This window comes from Rhizobium oryzihabitans, assembly GCF_010669145.1.
GTDB classification, from domain to species: Bacteria; Pseudomonadota; Alphaproteobacteria; order Rhizobiales; family Rhizobiaceae; genus Agrobacterium; species Agrobacterium oryzihabitans.
Map to the genome: position 1 here is coordinate 42,344 of NZ_CP048632.1, position 18,169 is coordinate 60,512.

Annotated in this window: 14 protein-coding genes and 1 tRNA gene; 13 read left to right on the plus strand and 2 right to left on the minus strand. The window is 57.8% G+C overall.

Annotation, left to right across the window (positions count from 1 at the left end; genetic code table 11):
* Positions 1-3 precede the first annotated feature (3 nt).
* Complete coding sequence (locus tag G3A56_RS00270) at positions 4-318, minus strand: BA14K family protein (protein WP_035242767.1); 315 nt, start codon at positions 316-318, stop codon at positions 4-6.
* Positions 319-576: 258 nt separating this feature from the next.
* Between G3A56_RS00270 and G3A56_RS00275 the strand changes: the two genes are divergently transcribed.
* Together G3A56_RS00275 and G3A56_RS00280 are read left to right on the plus strand one after the other, a co-directional pair.
* Positions 577-1,026, plus strand: coding sequence for a hypothetical protein (locus tag G3A56_RS00275; RefSeq protein WP_003495145.1), 450 nt, complete (start codon positions 577-579; stop codon positions 1,024-1,026).
* Positions 1,027-1,497: 471 nt separating this feature from the next.
* Positions 1,498-1,866 (plus strand): MliC family protein, encoded by a 369-nt coding sequence (locus tag G3A56_RS00280; RefSeq protein WP_082182569.1) that lies wholly within the window; start codon positions 1,498-1,500, stop codon positions 1,864-1,866.
* Positions 1,867-2,367: 501 nt separating this feature from the next.
* Here the strand turns inward: G3A56_RS00280 and G3A56_RS00285 are convergent.
* Positions 2,368-3,000 carry a TerC family protein gene (locus G3A56_RS00285; protein WP_082182568.1) on the minus strand — a complete coding sequence of 211 codons (633 nt, stop codon included), beginning with the start codon at positions 2,998-3,000 and terminating at the stop codon, positions 2,368-2,370.
* A 428-nt stretch (positions 3,001-3,428) separates the two neighbouring features.
* Between G3A56_RS00285 and tuf the strand changes: the two genes are divergently transcribed.
* The 11 genes from tuf to rpoC all read left to right on the plus strand — a co-directional run bounded on the left by tuf (position 3,429) and on the right by rpoC (position 18,158).
* Positions 3,429-4,604, plus strand: a complete 1,176-nt coding sequence (gene tuf / locus G3A56_RS00290) for an elongation factor Tu (RefSeq protein WP_003495154.1) — start codon at positions 3,429-3,431, stop codon at positions 4,602-4,604.
* A 153-nt stretch (positions 4,605-4,757) separates the two neighbouring features.
* Positions 4,758-5,597: a hypothetical protein gene (locus G3A56_RS00295; RefSeq protein ID WP_082182567.1), complete on the plus strand. Its 840-nt coding sequence runs from the start codon at positions 4,758-4,760 to the stop codon at positions 5,595-5,597.
* A gap of 171 nt (positions 5,598-5,768) precedes the next feature.
* A tRNA-Trp gene (locus G3A56_RS00300) sits at positions 5,769-5,844 on the plus strand.
* Positions 5,845-6,030: 186 nt separating this feature from the next.
* Complete coding sequence (gene secE / locus G3A56_RS00305) at positions 6,031-6,231, plus strand: preprotein translocase subunit SecE (protein WP_003523719.1); 201 nt, start codon at positions 6,031-6,033, stop codon at positions 6,229-6,231.
* 21 nt (positions 6,232-6,252) lie between these two features.
* Entirely contained in the window at positions 6,253-6,783 is a 531-nt protein-coding gene (nusG, locus tag G3A56_RS00310) for a transcription termination/antitermination protein NusG (RefSeq protein ID WP_046798156.1), read from the plus strand.
* A 146-nt stretch (positions 6,784-6,929) separates the two neighbouring features.
* Positions 6,930-7,361 carry a 50S ribosomal protein L11 gene (rplK, locus tag G3A56_RS00315; RefSeq protein ID WP_003507702.1) on the plus strand — a complete coding sequence of 144 codons (432 nt, stop codon included), beginning with the start codon at positions 6,930-6,932 and terminating at the stop codon, positions 7,359-7,361.
* Between the two features lie 2 nt (positions 7,362-7,363).
* Positions 7,364-8,059, plus strand: a complete 696-nt coding sequence (gene rplA, locus G3A56_RS00320) for a 50S ribosomal protein L1 (RefSeq protein ID WP_003523724.1) — start codon at positions 7,364-7,366, stop codon at positions 8,057-8,059.
* A 356-nt stretch (positions 8,060-8,415) separates the two neighbouring features.
* Positions 8,416-8,934, plus strand: coding sequence for a 50S ribosomal protein L10 (gene rplJ / locus G3A56_RS00325; RefSeq protein WP_003523725.1), 519 nt, complete (start codon positions 8,416-8,418; stop codon positions 8,932-8,934).
* 58 nt (positions 8,935-8,992) lie between these two features.
* Complete coding sequence (gene rplL, locus G3A56_RS00330; protein ID WP_035224052.1) at positions 8,993-9,370, plus strand: 50S ribosomal protein L7/L12; 378 nt, start codon at positions 8,993-8,995, stop codon at positions 9,368-9,370.
* A gap of 262 nt (positions 9,371-9,632) precedes the next feature.
* Entirely contained in the window at positions 9,633-13,769 is a 4,137-nt protein-coding gene (gene rpoB / locus G3A56_RS00335) for a DNA-directed RNA polymerase subunit beta (RefSeq protein WP_082182566.1), read from the plus strand.
* 180 nt (positions 13,770-13,949) lie between these two features.
* Entirely contained in the window at positions 13,950-18,158 is a 4,209-nt protein-coding gene (gene rpoC / locus G3A56_RS00340) for a DNA-directed RNA polymerase subunit beta' (RefSeq protein ID WP_082182565.1), read from the plus strand.
* Positions 18,159-18,169: the final 11 nt, after the last annotated feature.

The following is an 18,169-nucleotide window of genomic DNA, read 5'->3' on the forward strand; positions in this document are numbered from 1 at the left end:
TAGTCAGTAGGGCGAACGACACTGCATCCGCGTGCCGGCCGACGCCATATAGGTGTTGTCGGTCGGATGGTAGGATGTGTAACGCGCCGCGCACCATTTGATATGGCTGACTTCTTCCTGAGACAGGGCGTATCCGTTCGACGCGCCTTCCTCACCCTTTCCTGCGGCAAAGGCCGATGCGGGGGAGGCGGGCTGCGTCTTTTCCTGCAAATCCCTGGCAGGTTGTATGATGCTCAGCGCATGGGCGGGCACGACGGAAGCGGCAGATAATGCGACGCCAAGAGCGAGCGCGGAGATGGTCTTCGGCATCCTCAACATCGATAAATCCTCGTTATTCGTTCGAGATGCTAACGAAAATTTAGGAAATTCGTTCCCGATGGCTATTGACGCCACACGAACACGTGATTCTCCGAGGGGCCCGAGTGACCTGAAGTTGAAGTCCATCGGCGCCACACTTCCATGCTGGCGGAGATGGCGTGCCGTCAATTCGACGTCGGGTCCTTGCCGCACTGCTCGTTGACAAGCGGAAAATCCGGTCGGATAGTCGGCCGGCAATCATGCAAACGGGAGTCTTCAATGATTAACAGGGTTGTCATTCTCTCATCCTTTGCGCTGCTGGCTTCGGCGGCGTTTGTCTCCCCCGCAGCGGCACTCACCATGAAAGAGTGCAGCGTGAAATATCAGGCGGCGAAAGCCGACGGATCCGCCAAGGACGTAAAGTGGAACGATTATCGCGCCAAGTTCTGCGGCAGCGATGCGGCGGCCGAAGACGCCGCCGATGACAAGCAGGTCGCGGCCACAACTGAGAAAGAACCCGAAAAGGCGACGATAAAGGCCCCGAAGGGCGTCGCTTTTCCGAGTGCTGTCGATAAGAAATATTCAAGCGAGACCCCTGGTAAGGCCCGCCTGAAGACCTGCGTCGATTCCTATCACAAGAACAAGAATGACGGCACGCTCGGCGATCTGAAATGGATCCAGAAGGGCGGCGGCTACTGGAGCCTGTGCAATACGGCACTGAAGAGCTGACACGGTTCCGTGACGGTTGACGTTCCTGGCCCGCCAAGGCGTCATGAGGCCTGCAAACCCCGCCCGGTCAGGGTGGGGTTTGCCGCAGGCAACCCCGTTTTCGGGCGGGTAAAATCTGTGAATGGTTTGCTTTTCAACATCTTGATAGAAAGAGCTAACCCTGCGGTTTGACCCGCATACAGCAATTCAACGGTTGAGGTTGTCGCGTGATGGCCGACCGATAATGTGGGCGGATGACCAGACGATTTCGAAACTATCTCGCCGTGCTGGCCATATCATTGCTGATGTGGACGGTTATTCTGGGCGTCGTTTACTGGTTCTTCCGATAGAAATTGCCGCAGTGTCTCGACCGAAATCAATCACGTCCTGCTTCCCCGGCTAACGCAAATTTCACGTGTGTGGCAATGAGCGGCCCCATTTTGGCTTTTCTGGCGTGGCCTTATGGTGGCGCCACATCAGGAAAGGGCCATCATGAAAAAATCACTCGCCGTCATGTGTTTTACCATCTTGTCTTTTTCAGCCGCTTCCAGAGCGCTTGCCGATGACTTGGTGATTCCACTTCCGAAGGATACGACGGTCGAAAAGGTCGAGACCGTTTATCAATGCGCCGCCGATAAGGTCGAAGCGACCTATTTCAACGCCGGTGATATCAGCCTTGTCCGGCTGGGGCTGAAGGACGGCGTCGTTGTTGCCGCAAACGTCGTTTCAGGCTCGGGAGCCAGATATCAGGGCGGTGTCCATGTCTGGTGGTCGAAGGGTGAGGAGGCCGATCTTTACGATTTGATGGCGGATCCGGAAATGAAGAAACCGGTTCATTGCGTGGAAGTGAAGAAGACCTGATCGTCGGCGGCCGACTGAAGGGAGCGGCGGCAGGGCGGTTGTAAAAACCTTGCCATGCCGCCGGTCAGTGTTGAATTGCGCGCGTGATGTGTTCAGCCAAGAACGAGCGACACGAGCAGCGCCAGCAGGATGAGAGAGCTTGCGACAACGCCAAGCTTCACCCGTCTAAGGCGGCGGGTACGACCGCCGCTCCAGTCATAAGCCATTGGCAGCTTTACCTTTCTTTTTATTATTATGACTTATTACTAGCTCCCTAGGCTTGCCCGTGGCTGACCTCAATTGCCAGAATGTATAGGCGAGAAATCGCGATTTCCCTGTCTTATCCGAATGTTGCAGCGCTTCGGGCGGCTGATTCCCTTTACGTCTTTTCCGAAAGCCGGATGCTGATTTTCGAGGCCGAATGAGGCGTTGGAAGCGGCGGCTCCGATGTTCGCACGGCACAAAAAAGGCCCGGAAAACCTTGTTTCCGGGCCTGTCGATCGCTAGTCGTTTCGGGATGTTTCAGCCGAAGTAGGGCGTGATGTAGGGCCAGACCTCGATCACGCCGTGGTAAAGCATGTTGAGCGCCACATAGATGATGACCATCAGGCCGAGATAGGAAATCCAGCGGTAGCGGTGCAGCAGCTTGGCGACGAAGTTGGCGGCAAGACCCATGAGCGCGATCGAAACGACGAGGCCGATGATGAGCACCGTCACATGTTCCTGCGCGGCGCCAGCTACGGCAAGGACGTTGTCCAGCGACATGGAGACGTCGGCGATGACGATCTGGGTTGCGGCCTGGAAGAAAGTCTTGTGACCCTTTGTCAGATCGGCCTCGTCGTCCGTCACCTCGTCTTCGATGGAACCTGCGGCCTCGCGCAGTTCTGACCACATTTTCCAGCAGACCCAGGCCAGCAGCAGGCCGCCGAAAAGTTGCAGGCCGACGATGGACAGAAGCTGTACGGTGACGGCGGCAAAGCCGATGCGCAGAACCGTGGCGGCGATGATGCCGACCAGGATCGCCTTGCGGCGAAGATGCGCGGGAAGGCCGGCGGCGGCAAGGCCGATGACAATGGCATTGTCGCCCGCCAGAACGAGATCGATCGCAATGACCTGTAAGAATGCCGTAAAACCGGCGGCTGTGAAGATTTCCATGGGATGGTCCTGAAACGGATGGAAGGTCGCGCGGGAGAACGCGGCTGATCGAGATGTGGCATGGGTGCGCACCCGGCGCATCGTTCCGCTCGCCCGTCTCCCCCCGGCGATGACGTTTCCTTAAGCCATGATGACGGTCGAGGTAAAGAAGTTGTGATGAAGAAAAAGCTTGTTTAGCAATTCGATTGTGCGAAGAGGAGCGTCTGCGGGTTCCCGCCCGCTCATTCCCTCCGCTCCTGTTGCGGCAAGGTTGAAGCGGCTTTGAATATCGCAAAGCGAACACCATATAGGCGCCTTGAGGCACGCGATCAGCGTGTGCGAACGCGCTTTAACAATTAAGTCTTGCGCATTCGCTTACAAAGCCTTAAACGGCGACACCAAACCGGTTCGCCGGGGAAACTACTTCACGTTCACAGGAAGCAATTCACATGGCAAAGAGCAAGTTTGAGCGCAATAAGCCGCACGTCAACATTGGCACGATCGGTCACGTTGACCATGGCAAGACGTCGCTGACCGCCGCGATCACGAAGTTCTTCGGCGAGTTCAAGGCGTATGACCAGATCGACGCCGCGCCTGAAGAAAAGGCACGTGGTATCACGATTTCGACGGCCCACGTTGAGTATGAGACGCCGAACCGTCACTACGCGCACGTTGACTGCCCCGGCCACGCCGACTACGTGAAGAACATGATCACCGGTGCTGCCCAGATGGACGGCGCGATCCTGGTTTGCTCGGCTGCCGACGGCCCGATGCCGCAGACCCGCGAGCACATCCTGCTTGCCCGTCAGGTTGGCGTTCCGGCAATCGTCGTGTTCCTCAACAAGGTCGACCAGGTTGACGACGCCGAGCTTCTCGAGCTCGTTGAACTGGAAGTTCGCGAACTTCTGTCGTCCTACGACTTCCCGGGCGACGATATCCCGATCATCAAGGGTTCGGCACTTGCCGCTCTTGAAGACAGCGACAAGAAGATCGGTGAAGACGCGATCCGCGAGCTGATGGCCGCTGTTGACGCCTACATCCCGACGCCTGAGCGTCCGATCGACCAGCCGTTCCTGATGCCGATCGAAGACGTGTTCTCGATCTCTGGCCGTGGTACGGTTGTGACGGGTCGCGTTGAGCGCGGTATCGTCAAGGTTGGTGAGGAAGTCGAGATCGTCGGCATTCGTCCGACCTCGAAGACGACGGTTACCGGCGTTGAAATGTTCCGCAAGCTGCTCGATCAGGGCCAGGCCGGCGACAACATCGGTGCGCTGGTTCGCGGCGTTACCCGTGACGGCGTTGAGCGTGGTCAGATCCTGTGCAAGCCGGGTTCGGTCAAGCCGCACAAGAAGTTCATGGCAGAAGCCTACATCCTGACGAAGGAAGAAGGCGGCCGTCATACGCCGTTCTTCACGAACTACCGTCCGCAGTTCTACTTCCGTACGACGGACGTGACCGGTATCGTTTCGCTTCCTGAAGGCACGGAAATGGTTATGCCTGGCGACAACGTGACCGTTGAAGTCGAACTGATCGTTCCGATCGCGATGGAAGAAAAGCTGCGCTTCGCTATCCGCGAAGGCGGCCGTACCGTCGGCGCCGGCATCGTGGCTTCGATCGTCGAGTAATATTCAAACCCGCAAGGGCTTGAAGAAAACCCCGCTGGAGACAGCGGGGTTTTTGCTTTGTACGGTGCTGGGAATTTAACGCGCTCCCAGATTCAACAATATTGTCGCCCCTCTCAACCTATGAGATAGATATTCAACGCTGGGGGGTGCGGCATGTTTTTAAAATATACTTTGATACTGCTGAAATCTTTTACGCTTCTGGTCGTCGCTGTTGTCGGACTATGGTTCGTGTTGCTCACGGTTTACGTGGTCGCGCCGACTGAGCTCACAGATTCGGCTTCCGAGGAATTCACCTACGGCCTGGAATCCGCCTACAGCCCCGTGACAAAGTTTTTCAAGCGGGTGGCTCGTAGCGACAGGGCACCGTTCGAGCTGGCTTTCGGATTTGATCCCCGGTGGGCAGGCAGCGATTCGGATATCACATTGTGGCTTGGCCGTTGCGCGGGTAGTTATCCGGACGTCAGTACGGCTGCGAAATTCGTTTCCGGCTTCACGGCGTTGCAGGATCGTATCCCACGAGAGCGAAATCTAGCGAAATATGAAATGCAGAGACTGCAGGAGAGATCCAGAAACTTCTCCATCACTATCATTTGCCTTGGTATGCTGACGACGATATTTGCAGGCCTGAATTCATCGGAGTATTCGCAAGCGGGCAGGCGCTTTGGCTCCCATATAAAAGTTCTCGCCATTGTTTTTCCCGCAACCGTTACGGCCGTCACGGCCTTGTCGTCCCTTCTTGCGGGGCAGGATCAGATTGCCAAACAGGCACAAATCCACTTTGGGCTTATAACGTTGAGTTCGGAAATCTCATCGCAGGTTTTAACGATGAATTGCCCGTCCACCGGTACCGAAGCCGCTCCGCTGCTTGCGACGCTGGGTGATTGGAGCAGACGGTTCAGCGATATCGTTGCAAGCGCGAACAGGCCGGGGCCAGAGCAGCAGCCTAAACATGCCACCAGCGCCGATGTTGCCTCGGAAGAAGCAGGTAGATAGATGGCGCGATTTATCCTCCACAGGGCGCAGGAACTCACGCTGACCTTTGTTGTGCAATTCGCTGGATGATGTGTGAAAAAACAAAAAACACACTTGCCATTCTTTTCCCTGCACCTTAAAGGAGCGCATACCGAATTGACCAGGCGATTTTCGCGGTCAGTTTTGGTCTGAAGGGGTATAGCTCAGCTGGTAGAGCGGCGGTCTCCAAAACCGCAGGTCGGGGGTTCGAGCCCCTCTGCCCCTGCCACTTTCCATTCGCAAGCGCGGGTCTTCGCTGCATGGCAGATGGGTGCCGGATTTCCGGCGAATTTCGCCGAATGTCGATTTCCTCTTGTTAAAAGGGGAATCGGTGTTTATGTAGGGTCAAAACAGACACGCGGTGCGTGGGGCTGATCAGTATCGGCTTTACGCGCCGTAATTGCGTGGGCAGTCAATGGCATCCAAAACCAATCCGTTTACGTTTCTGCAGCAGGTTCGCGCCGAAGCGTCAAAGATCACTTGGCCATCGCGCCGCGAGACCATGATTTCGACGGCTATGGTGCTCGTGATGGTCATTTTTGCGGCTCTGTTCTTTTTTGCTGCTGACCAGCTCATCGGCTGGCTGCTCAGCCTCGTGCTGAACGTCGGTCGGTAACGAATTGAACGGAGAATAAAAATGGCAGCGCGTTGGTATATCGTTCACGCCTATTCGAATTTCGAAAAGAAGGTCGCCGAGTCGATCGAAGAAAAGGCCCGCCAGAAGGGCCTTGATCATCTTTTCGAGAAAATCCTCGTTCCGACCGAAAAGGTTGTCGAGGTGCGTCGCGGCCGCAAGGTCGACAGCGAGCGCAAGTTCTTTCCAGGTTACGTGCTGGTGCGCGCCAACCTGACGGATGAGGCCTATCACCTCATCAAGAACACGCCGAAGGTTACCGGTTTCCTCGGGTCGGACAATAAGCCTGTTCCGATTCCGGATTATGAAGCCGACCGTATCCTCGGTCAGGTTCAGGAAGGTGTCGAGCGTCCGAAGTCTTCGGTTTCGTTCGAGATCGGCGAGCAGGTTCGCGTTTCCGACGGTCCGTTCGCGTCGTTCAACGGCGTGGTTCAGGATGTCGACGAAGAGCGTTCGCGCCTGAAGGTGGAAGTTTCGATTTTCGGCCGCGCTACGCCGGTCGAGCTGGAATACAATCAGGTCGAGAAGGTCTGATTGGAGGGGTGAAACCCCAAGCCGCGTGGAAGGCAAACTGGCTCTCTAAGCCGGGGCAGGGCGCCGCACCACGCAACCGCAGCCGCCGGAGCGATCCGGCTAGAAGAGAAGCCGGGCAACCGGTTTGAATTGAAAGGCAGAGAGATATGGCTAAGAAAGTTGCAGGCCAGCTCAAGCTGCAGGTAAAGGCCGGGGCGGCCAATCCGTCCCCGCCGATCGGTCCTGCACTTGGTCAGCGTGGCATTAACATCATGGAATTCTGCAAGGCGTTCAATGCCGCCACGCAGGAAATGGAAAAGGGTATGCCGATCCCGGTCGTCATCACCTATTACCAGGACAAGTCCTTCACCTTCGTCATGAAGCAGCCGCCGATGACGTATTGGCTGAAGAAGGAAGCCAAGATCACCTCCGGTTCCAAGACGCCTGGCAAGGGCGCCAAGATCGGCTCCATCACCAAGGCTCAGGTCAAGACGATCGCAGAAGCCAAGATGAAGGATCTGAACGCAGCCGACATCGAAGGCGCAATGGCAATGGTTGAGGGCTCCGCCCGCGCCATGGGCCTGGAAGTGGTAGGTTGATCATGGCCAAGGTAGCAAAGCGCATTCAGAAGATCCGCGAAGGTGTGGATCCCAACAAGCTTTACGTTCTCACCGACGCCATTTCGATGGTCAAGGAACGTGCTGTCGCCAAGTTCGACGAAACCGTTGAAGTTTCGATGAACCTCGGCGTTGACCCGCGCCATGCGGACCAGATGGTTCGTGGCGTTGTCAACCTGCCGAACGGCACTGGCCGTGACGTTCGCGTCGCCGTTTTCGCCCGAGGTGCCAAGGCTGATGAAGCCACGGCTGCTGGCGCTGACGTTGTTGGTGCAGAAGAACTGGTTGAAATCGTTCAGGGCGGCAAGATCGACTTCGATCGTTGCATCGCGACCCCGGACATGATGCCGCTCGTCGGCCGTCTCGGCAAGGTACTCGGCCCGCGTGGCATGATGCCGAACCCGAAGGTCGGTACGGTGACGATGGATGTTGCCGGCGCCGTCAAGGCGTCCAAGGGCGGCGCTGTCGAATTCCGCGTCGAAAAGGCGGGTATCGTACACGCTGGCGTTGGCAAGGCTTCGTTCGACGCCAAGGCTCTTGAGGAAAACATCAAGGCTTTCGCCGATGCCGTCATCAAGGCAAAGCCGACCGGCGCCAAGGGCAACTATGTCAAGCGCGTCGCGATTTCCTCGACCATGGGTCCGGGCGTCAAGATCGACCCTTCGTCGGTTACGGCTTAATCAATTCTCGCGTTTCCTTCGGGGAGCGTGACTAAAAGAATTTCCGGCTCTCAGGGAGCCGGAGATTTCCGGGGAAACCCGGAACTCCTGTCCGAGATTGCAGGTGGCCACGTCTTTCGGGATTTGGCCTTAATCATTCAACCTGCATGAGACGGGTGAGGCTGGATTTGAGGCATCTTTCGATGCCTGACTGTCCGGTTCGAACCTGGTGTGCCTGTGCCTGAAGCCGTTTGCGGCGACAGAGCGGGGGACAGGATCCTCGAGCGTCGCTCGGGATCTTTGTAAAAAGGTCCCTTGGGGCAAAGGCAAACCCGACGGGTTCACACTTATGTGGCCCCGTCTACTGGAGACAGACAGTGGAAAGAGCGGAAAAACGCGAATTCGTCACGGAGCTGAACGAAGTCTTCAAGGCTTCCGGTTCGGTTGTCGTGGCCCACTATGCTGGTGTCACCGTTGCGCAAATGAACGACTTCCGTTCGAAAATGCGCGCTGCCGGAGGCACCGTCAAGGTCGCGAAGAACCGCCTGGCCAAGATCGCTCTTCAGGGCACGGAGTCGGAAGGGATGACAGATCTCTTCAAGGGCCAGACGCTGATTGCATACAGCGTCGACCCGATGATCGCTCCGAAAGTCGTCATGGATTTCGCCAAGACCAACGACAAGGTCGTTGTTCTCGGTGGCGCCATGGGTGCAACCACGCTCAACGCCGAAGCAGTCAAGTCGCTTGCGACCCTGCCTTCGCTGGACGAGCTGCGCGCAAAGCTGCTGGGCCTTCTCAATGCCCCGGCAACTCGCGTCGCTACGGTTGTCGCCGCACCTGCAAGCCAGCTGGCTCGGGTGTTCTCGGCTTACGCCAAGAAGGACGAAGCCGCTTAAGGCGGTTTTTCGCTGTAAATATTCAAACCGGTTCGAACCGAATTAAAGGAACTGAAAAATGGCTGATCTCGCAAAGATCGTAGAAGACCTCTCCACCCTGACCGTTCTGGAAGCTGCAGAACTGTCGAAGCTTCTCGAAGAAAAGTGGGGCGTTTCCGCTGCTGCTCCGGTAGCAGTTGCTGCTGCTGGCGGCGCTGGCGTTGCTGCTGCTGTTGAAGAAGAAAAGACCGAATTCGACGTGATCCTCGTTGACGCTGGCGCCAACAAGATCAACGTCATCAAGGAAGTTCGCGCTATCACGGGCCTCGGCCTGAAGGAAGCAAAGGACCTCGTTGAAGGCGCTCCGAAGCCGGTCAAGGAAGCCGTTTCCAAGGCTGAAGCTGCCGACCTCAAGAAGAAGCTTGAGGACGCAGGCGCCAAGGTTGACGTTAAGTAATCTTGCGATTGCTGGCGGGAAGGGGCTTCAGGCCCCTTTCCGTCGTTATCGTTTTTAAAACTTATTACCCAAAAGCCGCTTGAAAATGGCTTTTGGGTAATGGGTTCTTCAAGAGAATGGTTCCGAACCGGCTCATCTAGGCAATCCGGCCTGATCGATCCGGGATGTGGAACGAGATTGATGATACCCATTGCTTGACGGGATCGACTGGCCATCGGTTCCCGTCCGTTGCAGGCCCGGATGCAATTTTAAAGGAGCGACGATGGCTCAGACCCTTTCGTTTAACGGTCGTAGGCGCGTACGCAAGTTTTTCGGCAAAATTCCAGAAGTAGCGGAAATGCCGAACCTCATCGAGGTTCAGAAGGCTTCGTATGACCAGTTTCTCATGGTTGACGAGCCCAAGGGTGGCCGTCCCGACGAGGGATTGAATGCCGTATTCAAATCCGTATTCCCGATCACCGATTTCTCGGGCGCATCCATGCTCGAATTCGTATCCTACGAATTCGAAGCGCCGAAATTCGACGTCGAGGAATGCCGTCAGCGCGATCTGACCTATGCTGCGCCGCTGAAAGTGACGCTGCGCCTCATCGTGTTCGATATCGACGAGGATACAGGCGCGAAGTCCATCAAGGACATCAAGGAACAGTCCGTCTACATGGGCGACATGCCGCTCATGACCAATAACGGCACGTTTATCGTCAACGGTACTGAGCGCGTCATCGTTTCGCAGATGCACCGTTCGCCGGGCGTGTTCTTCGATCATGACAAGGGCAAGAGCCATTCTTCCGGCAAGCTGCTCTTCGCCGCCCGCGTCATTCCTTACCGCGGTTCCTGGCTCGACATCGAGTTCGACGCCAAGGACATCGTCTATGCGCGTATCGACCGTCGCCGCAAGCTGCCCGTGACCTCGCTCCTGATGGCGCTCGGCATGGATGGCGAAGAAATCCTGTCGACCTTCTATACCAAGGCTACCTACGAGCGCTCCGGTGACGGCTGGCGTATTCCGTTCCAGCCTGACGCACTGAAGAATGCCAAGGTCATCACCGACATGATCGACGCCGACACCGGCGAAGTCGTTGTCGAAGGTGGCAAGAAGCTGACCCCGCGCCTTATCCGCCAGCTCGTGGACAAGGGCCTGAAGGCACTCAAGGCGACTGACGAAGACCTCTATGGCAACTTCCTTGCCGAAGACATCGTCAACTACTCGACGGGCGAGATCTATCTCGAAGCCGGCGACGAAATCGACGAGAAGACGCTTGGTCTCATTCTCCAGTCCGGCTTCGACGAGATTCCGGTCCTCAACATCGACCACGTCAATGTTGGCGCCTACATCCGTAATACGCTCTCTGCCGACAAGAACCAGAACCGTCAGGAAGCGCTGTTCGACATCTACCGCGTCATGCGTCCGGGTGAACCGCCGACCATGGATTCCGCGGAAGCGATGTTCAACTCGCTGTTCTTCGATGCCGAACGTTACGATCTCTCGGCCGTTGGCCGCGTGAAGATGAACATGCGTCTCGACCTCGACGCGGAAGACACCGTGCGCACGCTGCGCAAGGAGGACATCCTCGCTGTCGTCAAGATGCTGGTCGAACTGCGTGACGGCAAGGGCGAAATCGACGACATCGACAACCTCGGCAACCGCCGTGTTCGTTCGGTCGGCGAGCTGATGGAAAACCAGTACCGCCTCGGCCTTCTGCGCATGGAACGTGCGATCAAGGAACGTATGTCCTCGATCGAAATCGACACCGTAATGCCGCAGGACCTGATCAACGCGAAGCCGGCAGCAGCCGCCGTTCGTGAATTCTTCGGTTCCTCGCAGCTGTCGCAGTTCATGGACCAGGTGAACCCGCTTTCGGAAATCACTCACAAGCGCCGTCTTTCGGCTCTAGGACCGGGTGGTCTGACCCGTGAGCGCGCCGGCTTCGAAGTCCGCGACGTTCACCCGACCCACTATGGCCGTATTTGCCCGATCGAAACGCCGGAAGGCCCGAACATCGGTCTGATCAACTCGCTTGCCACCTTTGCCCGCGTCAACAAGTACGGCTTCATTGAAAGCCCGTACCGCAAGATCATTGACGGCAAGGTGACGACGGACGTGATCTACCTCTCCGCCATGGAAGAGGCCAAGTACTACGTCGCACAGGCCAATGCCGAACTCGATGGCGAAGGCGCCTTCACTGAAGAGTTCGTTGTTTGCCGTCACTCGGGCGAAGTCATGCTCGCACCGCGCGACAACATCAACCTGATGGACGTTTCGCCGAAGCAGCTCGTTTCGGTCGCAGCGGCTCTCATTCCGTTCCTGGAAAACGACGACGCCAACCGCGCTCTCATGGGCTCGAACATGCAGCGTCAGGCCGTTCCGCTTCTGCGGGCGGAAGCGCCGTTCGTCGGCACCGGCATGGAACCGATCGTTGCCCGTGACTCCGGCGCTGCCATCGCAGCTCGCCGCGGCGGTGTTGTCGACCAGGTGGATGCGACCCGTATCGTTATCCGCGCTACGGAAGACCTCGATGCCGGCAAGTCGGGCGTCGATATCTACCGTCTGCAGAAGTTCCAGCGTTCGAACCAGAACACCTGCGTCAACCAGCGTCCGCTGGTCGCCGTCGGCGATCTGATCTCCAAGGGTGACATCATCGCGGACGGTCCGTCGACCGACCTCGGCGACCTGGCACTCGGCCGCAACGCGCTCGTCGCGTTCATGCCCTGGAACGGCTACAACTACGAAGACTCGATCCTGATGTCGGAGCGTATCGTTTCCGACGACGTGTTCACCTCCATCCACATCGAAGAATTCGAAGTGATGGCACGCGACACGAAGCTTGGTCCGGAAGAAATCACGCGCGACATTCCGAACGTTTCGGAAGAAGCGCTGAAGAACCTCGACGAAGCCGGTATCGTTTACATCGGTGCGGAAGTTCAGCCGGGCGACATCCTCGTCGGCAAGATCACGCCGAAGGGCGAAAGCCCGATGACGCCGGAAGAAAAGCTTCTGCGCGCCATCTTCGGTGAAAAGGCGTCCGACGTTCGCGACACCTCCATGCGCATGCCTCCGGGCACGTTCGGTACGGTCGTGGAAGTCCGCGTCTTCAACCGTCACGGTGTGGAGAAGGACGAGCGCGCGATGGCTATCGAGCGCGAAGAGATCGAGCGTCTGGCAAAGGACCGCGACGACGAACAGGCAATTCTTGACCGTAACGTCTACGGCCGCCTGATCGACATGCTGCGTGGTCACGTGTCCATCGCCGGTCCGAAGGGCTTCAAGAAGGGCGTCGAGCTTTCCAACGCCGTCGTCTCCGAATATCCCCGCTCGCAGTGGTGGATGTTCGCAGTCGAGGACGAAAAGGCCCAGTCTGAACTGGAAGCGCTTCGCGGCCAGTACGACGAATCCAAGTCGCGCCTTGAACAGCGCTTCATGGACAAGGTCGAAAAGGTCCAGCGCGGCGACGAAATGCCTCCGGGCGTCATGAAGATGGTCAAGGTCTTCGTTGCTGTTAAGCGCAAGATCCAGCCGGGCGACAAGATGGCCGGCCGTCACGGTAACAAGGGCGTCGTCTCGCGTATCGTTCCGGTCGAGGACATGCCGTTCCTCGAAGACGGCACGCATGTCGACATCTGCTTGAACCCGCTCGGCGTGCCTTCGCGCATGAACGTGGGCCAGATCCTCGAAACCCACCTCGCATGGGCATGCGCAGGCATGGGCAAGAAGATCGGCGAGATGCTCGAAGAGTATCGCAAGACGATGGACATCAGCGAGCTTCGCACCGAACTCACCGAAATCTATGCGAGTGAATCGCATGACGAGGTGCAGCGCTTCGATGACGAATCGCTGGTCAAGCTTGCCGAAGAAGCCAAGCGCGGTGTTTCCATCGCGACCCCGGTCTTCGACGGTGCGCATGAGCCTGACGTTGCCGCGATGCTGAAGAAGGCAGGTCTGCATGAATCCGGTCAGTCCGTTCTTTATGACGGTCGTACCGGTGAGCCGTTCGACCGCAAGGTCACCGTCGGCTACATGTACATGATCAAGCTGAACCACCTTGTCGACGACAAGATCCACGCTCGCTCGATCGGTCCTTACTCGCTCGTTACCCAGCAGCCGCTGGGCGGCAAGGCGCAGTTCGGCGGACAGCGCTTCGGGGAAATGGAAGTCTGGGCTCTGGAAGCATACGGCGCGGCTTACACGCTGCAGGAAATGCTCACCGTCAAGTCGGATGACGTGGCGGGCCGCACCAAGGTCTACGAAGCGATCGTCCGTGGCGACGACACCTTCGAGGCCGGTATCCCCGAGAGCTTCAACGTTCTCGTCAAGGAAATGCGGTCGCTCGGTCTTTCGGTCGAACTGGAGAACTCGAAGATCGAGAACCAGCCCGAAGACCAGCTGCCCGACGCGGCGGAATAAAAATGAGAGAGGCGGGCGCCTTTTGGGCGCCTGCCGGCTCCCGCATCGGCCAGGTCGGTGTGGGACACTTTCGCCGCATTGTGCGGTTAAATCCGTATTTAAAGCTCTGGACGGTGACCCGGGAAGAAGCCGGTCCAGATGCAAACAGGGGCAGCAGCTAGCCTCTCAAGGAGACAAGGCATGAACCAAGAGGTCATGAATCTTTTCAATCCTCAGGTGCCTGCGCAGCATTTCGATTCCATCCGGATTTCGATCGCTTCGCCGGAAAAAATCCTGTCGTGGTCCTACGGCGAGATCAAGAAGCCGGAAACCATCAACTACCGTACGTTCAAGCCGGAACGCGACGGTCTCTTCTGCGCGCGCATCTTCGGACCGATCAAGGACTATGAGTGCTTGTGCGGCAAGTACAAGCGCATGAAGTACAAGGGCATCATCTGCGAAAAGTGCGGCGTCGAAGTCACGCTGTCGCGCGTTCGCCGTGAGCGCATGGGCCATATCGAGCTCGCAGCGCCGGTTGCCCATATCTGGTTCCTGAAGTCGCTTCCCTCGCGTATCTCGACCCTGCTCGACATGACGCTGAAGGATGTCGAGCGCGTTCTCTATTTCGAGAACTACATCGTCACCGAACCCGGCCTCACTTCGCTGAAGCAGAACCAGCTTCTGTCCGAAGAAGAGTACATGATTGCCGTTGACGAATTCGGCGAAGACCAGTTCACCGCCATGATCGGCGCTGAAGCCATCTACGAGATGCTGGCTTCGATGAACCTCGAAAAGATCGCTGGCGACCTGCGTGCCGAACTTGCTGAGACCACGTCTGATCTCAAGCAGAAGAAGCTGATGAAGCGCCTGAAGATCGTCGAGAACTTCATGGAGTCCGGCAACCGTCCGGAATGGATGATCATGAAGGTCGTTCCGGTCATTCCGCCGGACCTGCGTCCGCTGGTTCCGCTCGATGGCGGCCGTTTTGCGACGTCTGACCTTAACGATCTCTATCGTCGCGTCATCAACCGTAACAACCGTCTGAAGCGTCTGATCGAGCTTCGTGCGCCTGGCATCATCATCCGCAACGAAAAGCGTATGTTGCAGGAATCCGTCGATGCGCTGTTCGACAACGGTCGTCGCGGCCGCGTCATCACGGGTGCCAACAAGCGTCCGCTGAAGTCGCTCTCCGACATGCTCAAGGGCAAGCAGGGCCGCTTCCGCCAGAACCTTCTTGGCAAGCGCGTCGACTATTCCGGTCGTTCGGTCATCGTGACCGGTCCGGAACTGAAGCTGCACCAGTGCGGCCTGCCGAAGAAGATGGCGCTCGAACTGTTCAAGCCGTTCATCTACGCCCGCCTCGACGCCAAGGGTTATTCCTCGACCGTCAAGCAGGCCAAGAAGCTGGTTGAAAAGGAAAAGCCGGAAGTCTGGGATATCCTCGACGAGGTCATCCGCGAGCATCCGGTTCTCTTGAACCGCGCGCCGACGCTGCACCGTCTGGGTATCCAGGCTTTCGAACCCATGCTGGTCGAAGGCAAGGCCATCCAGCTGCATCCGCTCGTCTGCACGGCCTTCAACGCCGACTTTGACGGTGACCAGATGGCTGTTCACGTTCCGCTCTCGCTGGAAGCCCAGCTGGAAGCGCGCGTGCTGATGATGTCGACCAACAACATTCTGCATCCGGCAAACGGCCACCCGATCATCGTTCCTTCGCAGGATATGGTTCTCGGCCTGTATTACCTGTCGATCATGAACCAGAACGAGCCGGGCGAAGGCATGGCCTTCTCGGATATCGGCGAACTGCATCACGCGCTTGAAAACAAGGTCGTGACGCTGCATGCCAAGATTCGCGGTCGCTTCAAGACCGTGGATGCCGATGGCAAGCCGGTTTCCAAGATCCATGAAACGACCCCTGGCCGTATGCTGATTGGCGAACTTCTGCCGAAGAACGTCAACGTGCCTTTCGACGTCTGCAACCAGGAAATGACCAAGAAGAACATCTCCAAGATGATCGACACGGTCTACCGTCACTGCGGCCAGAAAGACACGGTCATCTTCTGCGACCGCATCATGCAGCTCGGCTTTGCCCATGCCTGCCGCGCCGGCATTTCGTTCGGCAAGGACGACATGGTCATTCCGGACAGCAAGGTGAAGATCGTCGGTGACACCGAAGCCTTGGTGAAGGAATACGAACAGCAGTACAATGATGGTCTCATCACCCAGGGCGAAAAGTACAACAAGGTTGTCGACGCCTGGGGCAAGGCTACCGAAAAGGTCGCCGAAGAAATGATGGCACGCATTAAGGCTGTCGAGTTCGATCCGGAAACGGGCCGCCAGAAGCCGATGAACTCCATCTACATGATGTCCCACTCGGGCGCCCGTGGTTCTCCGAACCAGATGCGTCAGCTGGGCGGCATGCGCGGCCTGATGGCGAAGCCGTCGGGTGAAATCATCGAGACGCCGATCATCTCGAACTTCAAGGAAGGCCTGACCGTTAACGAGTACTTCAACTCGACCCACGGTGCCCGTAAGGGTCTTGCAGACACCGCTCTGAAGACGGCGAACTCGGGTTACCTTACCCGTCGTCTCGTCGACGTCGCGCAGGATTGCATCGTCAACTCCGTGGATTGCGGCACCGACAAGGGCCTCACCATGACCGCCATCGTCGATGCCGGTCAGGTCGTTGCCTCGCTGGGCGCACGTATCCTCGGCCGTACGGCTCTTGATGACATCGATCATCCGGTTTCCGGCGAGAACATCGTCAAGGCCGGCACGCTTATCGATGAGGCCGATGTGGCCGCCATCGAAAAGGCGGGCATCCAGTCCGTTCGCATCCGCTCTGCTCTGACCTGCGAAGTGCAGATCGGTGTCTGCGGCGTCTGCTACGGTCGTGACCTTGCGCGCGGTACGCCTGTCAACATGGGCGAAGCCGTTGGCGTCATCGCCGCACAGTCGATCGGTGAACCGGGCACGCAGCTCACCATGCGTACGTTCCACCTTGGTGGTACGGCGAACGTGGTCGACCAGTCGTTCCTCGAAGCGTCGTATGAAGGCACGATCCAGATCAAGAACCGCAACATCCTGCGGAACTCCGAAGGCGTTCTCATCGCCATGGGCCGTAACATGTCCGTTACGATCCTTGATGAGCGCGGCGCGGAACGTTCCTCGCAGCGTGTCGCTTACGGTTCGAAAATCTTCGTGGATGATGGCGACAAGGTGAAGCGTGGCCAGCGTCTTGCAGAGTGGGACCCCTACACCCGTCCGATGATGACGGAAGTGGAAGGTACCGTTCACTTCGAAGACCTCGTCGACGGTCTCTCCGTTCTGGAAGCCACCGACGAATCCACCGGCATCACCAAGCGTCAGGTCATTGACTGGCGTTCGACGCCGCGCGGTTCGGACTTGAAGCCCGCGATCATCATCAAGGATGCTTCCGGCGCTGTGGCGAAGCTTAGCCGTGGTGGCGAAGCCCGCTTCCATCTGTCTGTGGATGCCATCCTGTCGGTCGAGCCGGGTTCCAAGGTCTCCCAGGGTGACGTGCTTGCACGTTCGCCGCTGGAAAGCGCCAAGACGAAGGACATCACCGGTGGTCTGCCGCGCGTTGCCGAACTGTTCGAAGCCCGTCGTCCGAAGGATCACGCCATCATCGCCGAGATCGATGGTACGATCCGCCTCGGTCGCGACTACAAGAACAAGCGTCGCGTGATGATCGAGCCTGCGGAAGACGGTGTCGAGCCGGTCGAATACCTGATCCCGAAGGGCAAGCCCTTCCATCTTCAGGAAGGCGACTACATCGAGAAGGGCGAATACATTCTCGACGGCAACCCGGCGCCGCACGACATTCTGGCGATCAAGGGCGTGGAGGCTCTGGCTTCCTACCTCGTGAACGAAATCCAGGAAGTCTACCGTCTGCAGGGCGTTGTGATCAACGACAAGCACATCGAGGTGATCGTTCGCCAGATGCTGCAGAAGGTTGAAATCACCGATGCTGGCGACAGCCAGTACATCGTTGGTGACAACGTCGATCGCATCGAGCTTGACGACAACAACGACCGCCTGATCGAAGAAGGTAAGAAGCCTGCCTATGGCGAGCCGGTTCTGCTCGGCATCACCAAGGCTTCGCTGCAGACGCCGTCCTTCATCTCGGCCGCATCGTTCCAGGAAACCACCAAGGTTCTCACGGAAGCTGCGATCGCCGGCAAGACGGACACGCTGCAGGGCCTCAAGGAAAACGTCATCGTCGGCCGCCTCATCCCTGCCGGTACTGGCGGCACCATGACGCAGATCCGCCGCATCGCCACCTCGCGCGACGACCTCATCCTCGAGGAACGCCGCAAGGGTACGGGCGCCGGTTCCGCGAACCAGATGCTGCAGGACATGACGGACCAGGTTCCGGCTGCGGAATAAGGTCAGGGCAG